The sequence below is a fragment of the Rhodovulum sp. genome, from assembly GCF_011048875.1.
Lineage (GTDB): Bacteria > Pseudomonadota > Alphaproteobacteria > Rhodobacterales > Rhodobacteraceae > Rhodovulum > Rhodovulum tesquicola.
On record NZ_DSDD01000127.1, the window covers coordinates 1 to 5,269 of the forward strand.

At 69.2% G+C, this 5,269-nt stretch carries 4 protein-coding genes and 1 pseudogene; all 5 read left to right on the forward strand.

The features are described from left to right. Positions 1–19 precede the first annotated feature (19 nt). Positions 20–1,021: an Hsp33 family molecular chaperone HslO gene (locus tag ENN83_RS04305; protein WP_287184428.1), complete on the forward strand. Its 1,002-nt coding sequence runs from the start codon at positions 20–22 to the stop codon at positions 1,019–1,021. Beyond that, positions 1,008–1,610 (forward strand): CoA pyrophosphatase, encoded by a 603-nt coding sequence (locus tag ENN83_RS04310; RefSeq protein ID WP_287184432.1) that lies wholly within the window; start codon positions 1,008–1,010, stop codon positions 1,608–1,610. Before ENN83_RS04305 ends, ENN83_RS04310 begins: the two co-directional genes overlap by 14 nt. Continuing rightward, positions 1,610–2,794 (forward strand): CCA tRNA nucleotidyltransferase, encoded by a 1,185-nt coding sequence (locus ENN83_RS04315; RefSeq protein WP_287184437.1) that lies wholly within the window; start codon positions 1,610–1,612, stop codon positions 2,792–2,794. The genes ENN83_RS04310 and ENN83_RS04315 overlap by 1 nt, the downstream gene beginning before the upstream one ends. An 83-nt stretch (positions 2,795–2,877) precedes the next feature. Beyond that, on the forward strand, positions 2,878–4,719 hold the full coding sequence (locus ENN83_RS04320; RefSeq protein WP_287184434.1) for an ABC transporter ATP-binding protein: 1,842 nt from the start codon (positions 2,878–2,880) through the stop codon (positions 4,717–4,719). Beyond that, a pseudogene (locus tag ENN83_RS04325) lies at positions 4,716–5,269 on the forward strand (class I SAM-dependent RNA methyltransferase); the annotation flags it as partial. The gene ENN83_RS04320 and the pseudogene ENN83_RS04325, both read left to right, overlap by 4 nt.

Sequence of the window (5,269 nt, forward strand, 5' to 3'; positions counted from 1 at the left end):
CAGAACCAGGGAAACGCTCATGTCCATCGGATCGCAGATCGCCTGGGACGATACCGTCCTGCCCTTCCAGCTTGACCGCAGCGATATTCGCGGGCGGGTCGCCCGGCTGGATGGCGTTCTGGACCAGGTTCTTGCCCAGCACCGCTATCCGCCCGAAATCGAGGCGCTGGTGACCGAGGCCGTCTTGCTGACCGCGATGATCGGCCAGACGATCAAGCTGCGCTGGAAGCTGTCCTTGCAGGTGCGCGGCGACGGCCCGGCCCGGCTGATCGCGACCGATTACTACGCCCCCACCGAGCCCGGCGCCCCGGCCCTGATCCGCGCCTATGCCAGTTTCGACGCTGCGCGGCTGACTCCGGGCGCCGACCCCTTTGGCCTGATCGGGCAGGGCTATTTCGCGATGCTGATCGACCAAGGCCGCGACATGCAGCCCTATCAGGGGATCACGCCGATCGCCGGCGGCTCGCTTGCTTCCTGTGCCGAGACCTATTTCGCCCAGTCCGAACAATTGCCCACCCGGTTCGCGCTGGGCTTCGGCCGGACCCGGCTGCCCGGCCGGCCCGAACGCTGGCGCGCGGGCGGCGTGATGCTGCAGCTGATGCCCGCGGCCTCGATCCCCGCCGCGGCCGAGGGTGGCAGCGGCGAGGCGGGGCTGTTGCAGGCGGATGACATCCTCGACGGGGACGAGGCCGAGGCCTGGGCTCGGGCCAACCTGCTGCTCGACACGGTCGAGGACATGGAACTGATCGGCCCCGCAGTGCAGCCGACCGAGCTGCTTGTCCGGCTGTTCCACGAGGAACGCCCGCGCGTCTTCGATCCCCAGCCGGTGAAGTTCGGCTGCACCTGTTCCGAGGACCGGGTGCGGCAAAGCCTGTCGATCTACTCGGCCAAGGATATCGGCCACATGACCACCGACGAGGGGATCGTGACCGCCGATTGCCAGTTCTGTGGTGCGCATTACGAACTGGACCCCGCGACCCTGGGGTTCGAGGCGGAACAGGGGCGCGATGCCGGGGAGTGATCCGCTCACGCTGCTGCGGTGGGCGCTGTCCCGGCCGGGCGGTGAAACCTCGGATCACGACCTGAACCCCGATTTCATCATGCCCGAAGGCCGCGTGTTGCGCCTCGCCGCCGTTCTGGTGCCGATCCTGTCCAGCCCGGCGGGGCTGCGGGTGATCCTGACCAAGCGATCTTCCCGGCTGGTGCATCACCCCGGCCAGATCGCCTTTCCGGGCGGCAAGCTCGATGCGGGCGACGATGGCCCCGTCGCCGCCGCGCTGCGGGAATCGCATGAGGAAATCGGCCTGCCCCCCGATCTGGTCGAGGTTCTGGGCATCCTGCTGTCGCATGAAACCGTTACGGGCTTTACCGTGACACCCGTCCTGGGCCATGTCAGAGACTGTTTCGACCCGATCCCCGAGGCCGGAGAGGTGGACGAGGTGTTCGAAGTGCCCTTCGCCGAACTCATGGATCCCGCGCGCTATGTCGTCCAGTCGCGGTTCTGGCGCGGCCAGCGGCGGCATTACTACACCGTGCCCCATGGCCCCTATTACATCTGGGGCGCGACCGCACGCATCCTGCGGGCGCTGGCCGACCGGGTGGCGCGATGATCCGGGTGCGGGGCGAGTGGTTCTTTGCCGACCATACCCAGTCGGTCTGCCGCATGCTGACCGCCGCGGGCCATCAGGCGCTTTTCGTCGGGGGCTGCGTGCGCAACGCGCTGTTGGGCGTGCCGGTCTCTGACATCGACATCGCCACCGATGCGCGCCCCGACCGGGTGATCGCCCTGGCCGAGGCGGCCGGGCTGAAGCCGGTGCCGACCGGGCTGGAGCACGGCACGATCACCGTGGTCGCGGGGCATCTGCCGCATGAGGTCACGACCTTCCGCCGCGATGTGGAAACCTTCGGGCGGCATGCCGTGGTGGCCTTTGCCGATACCGCCGCCGAGGATGCGCATCGCCGCGATTTCACGATGAACGCGCTTTACGCCACGCCCGAGGGCGAGGTGATCGACCCGCTGGGCGGCCTGCCCGACCTGATCGCGCGGCGGGTGCGCTTCATCGACGATGCCGATGCCCGCATCCGCGAGGATTACCTGCGCATCCTGCGCTTCTTCCGGTTCCATGCCTTTTATGGCGATGGCGATGGCGGGCTGGACGCCGACGGGCTCGCAGCCTGTGCCGCGCATGTCGAGGGGCTGTCCCGCCTGTCGCGCGAACGGGTGGGGGCCGAGATCGCCAAGCTGCTCTCTGCGCCCGACCCCTGCCAGAGCGTGGCCGCCATGGCGCAGGCTGGCGTGCTGGCGCAGGTGCTGCCGGGATCCGATCCGGCCTTGCTGCCGGTGCTGGTGCATCACGAGGCCGCGCAGGGCCTGCCGCCCGACCCGATCCGGCGCCTCGTGGCGCTGGGCGGCGCGGATCATGCCAAATGGCTGCGCCTGAGCAAGGCCGACGCGCGCAGGCTGGCCCGGCTGCAGGAGGCGATGACCGGGACCGACACGCCCGGCGCGCTGGCCTACCGTCTGGGCGCGGCCGAGGCGCGGGATGCCATGCTGCTGCGCGCCGCCGCGACCGGCACGCCCCCCCCGGCCGACCTGTCCGACCGGATCGCCGAGGGCGCTGCCGCCATTTTCCCCGTCACCGCACGCGATCTGATGCCCGCCTTCACCGGTCCTGCGCTGGGCGCGCAGCTCGACGCGCTGGAGACACGCTGGATCGAGTCGGGGTTCAGCCTGACCCGGGCAGAGCTGCTCGGCCAGCCAAAGGCCGTTTCGGGCCGGAACAGAGACGCATAGGCCACTCAAGCCGCGCCATGGTGGCCCTTGGCCCCGCCCCGGTCTATAGTTCCGCGCCAACCCCCGCCAAGGCCATCCCGCCCGTGTTCCGCTTCTTCGAAAACCTGGTCGATCCCTACACGGCCTACCGCCAGACCGACACCCCGCCGCAGCGGCTGGCGCCGTTCCTGTGGGAATATGCCCGGCCCTTCCGCAAGGTCTTTGTCGCCGCCATCGTGCTGGCCATCGTCGTGGCCGCGGTCGAGGTCTGGCTGATCCACGCGATGGGGCAGGTGGTCGATATCCTGTCCTCGGGCACGCCCGAACAGGTCTGGGACGATTACGGTCTGACCCTGATCGTGCTGGCGGTCTTCATCCTGATCCTGCGTCCGGTGCTGCAAGGGCTGGATGTGGCGATCCTCAACAACGCGATCATGCCGAATTTCGGCGCGCTGATCCGCTGGCGGGCGCATGCGCAGGTGCTGCGCCAGTCGGTCGGCTGGTTCGAGAACGATTTCGCCGGCCGCATCGCCAACCGCATCATGCAGACACCCCCCGCGGCGGGCGAGGCGGTGTTCCAGATCTTCGACGCCATCGCCTTTGCCGCGGCCTATACCATCGGCGCGCTGATCCTGCTGGGCCAGGCCGATCCGCGACTGGCGGTGCCGCTGCTGATCTGGCTTGTGTTCTATGCCGCCCTGGTGCGCTGGACGATGAAGCGGGTCGGCCCCGCGTCCAAGGCCGCGTCGGATGCGCGCAGCGCGGTGACGGGGCGGGTGGTGGACGCCTATACCAACATCCATGCGGTCAAGCTGTTCGCCCATCACGACCGCGAGCTTGCCTATGCCAAAGAGGCGATCGACCGCTCGCGCGAGACCTTTGCCGCCGAGATGCGCATCTTCACCAAGATGGACATCGCGCTGACCGCGCTGAACGGCTTTCTCATCGTGGGCGTGGTGGGCTGGGCGATCCTTCTGTGGATGCAGGGCACGGCCAGCGTGGGCGTGGTCGCGGCGGCCACCGCGCTGACCTTGCGGCTGAACGCAATGACCGGCTGGATCATGTGGGCGGTGTCGAGCTTCTTCCGCTCGCTCGGCGTCGTGGCCGAGGGGATGGAGACCATCGCCCAGCCGATCACCCTGACCGATGCGAAGGACGCTAAGCCGCTGACCCTTCGCGAGGGGCGGATCGAGTTCCAGTCCCTGACTCACCATTACGGGCGCGGCTTCGGGGGGCTGGACAGGGTCGACCTCACGATCCGCCCGGGCGAAAAGGTCGGCCTGATCGGCCGGTCGGGGGCGGGCAAGTCGACTCTGGTGAAGCTTCTGCTGCGGTTCTACGAGGCCGAGGGCGGGCGCATCCTGATCGACGGGCAGGACATCGCGCAGGTCACTCAGGAATCCCTGCGCCGCCAGATCGGCATGGTCAGTCAGGACGCCAGCCTGATGCACCGCTCGGTCCGCGACAACATCCTTTACGGCCGCCCCGAGGCCAGCGAGGCCGAGATGATCGAGGCGGCAGGCCGGGCCGAGGCGCATGAGTTCATCCTTGATCTGCGCGACCCCGAGGGGCGCGCGGGCTATGACGCCCAGGTGGGCGAGCGGGGCGTGAAGCTGTCGGGCGGGCAACGCCAGCGCGTGGCGCTCGCCCGCGTGATCCTCAAGGACGCGCCGATCCTCGTGCTGGACGAGGCGACATCGGCCCTTGATTCCGAGGTCGAGGCGGTGATCCAGGACACGCTTTACAACGTGATGGAGGGCAAGACCGTGATCGCCATCGCGCACAGGCTCTCGACCATCGCGCATATGGACCGGATCGTGGTGCTGGATGCGGGCCGCATCGTCGAACAGGGCAGCCATGCCGAATTGCTGGCGCAGAACGGACTTTACGCGCGGTTCTGGGCGCGCCAATCGGGCGGTTTCATCGGCACCGAGGCGGCGGAATGAGCCTGGTGATCGACCGGCTGTCCCTGCGCGGCGAAGGGGTCACGTCCGATGGCCTGACCGTCGCGCTGGCGCTGCCCGGCGAACTGGTCGAGGGCGACGCCGCCGAGGGCCGCATCGCCCGGCCGCGCATCCTGACGCCGGTGGCAGACCGCGTGCGCCCGCCCTGTCCGCATTTCGCCAGTTGCGGTGGCTGCGCGCTGCAACATGCCAGCGACGGTTTCGTGGCCGCGTGGAAGACCGGCGTGGTCGAAACCGCGCTGGCGGGGCAGGGGCTGGCCGCGCCGCTGGACCCGGTCCACACTTCGCCCCCCGCCAGCCGCCGCCGCGCCGTTCTGGCCGGGCGGCGCACGAAAAAGGGCGTTCTGGTCGGCTTTCACGGGCGGGCCAGCGATCAGATCGTCGCGATCCCCGATTGCCGGCTCCTGCATCCCGACCTGATGGCCGCCCTGCCCGGATGCGAGGCGCTGGTGGCGCTGGGTGCCTCGCGCAGCGGCGAGGTCACGCTGACGCTGACCCGCTCCGAGGACGGGGTGGATCTGGCCGTCACGGG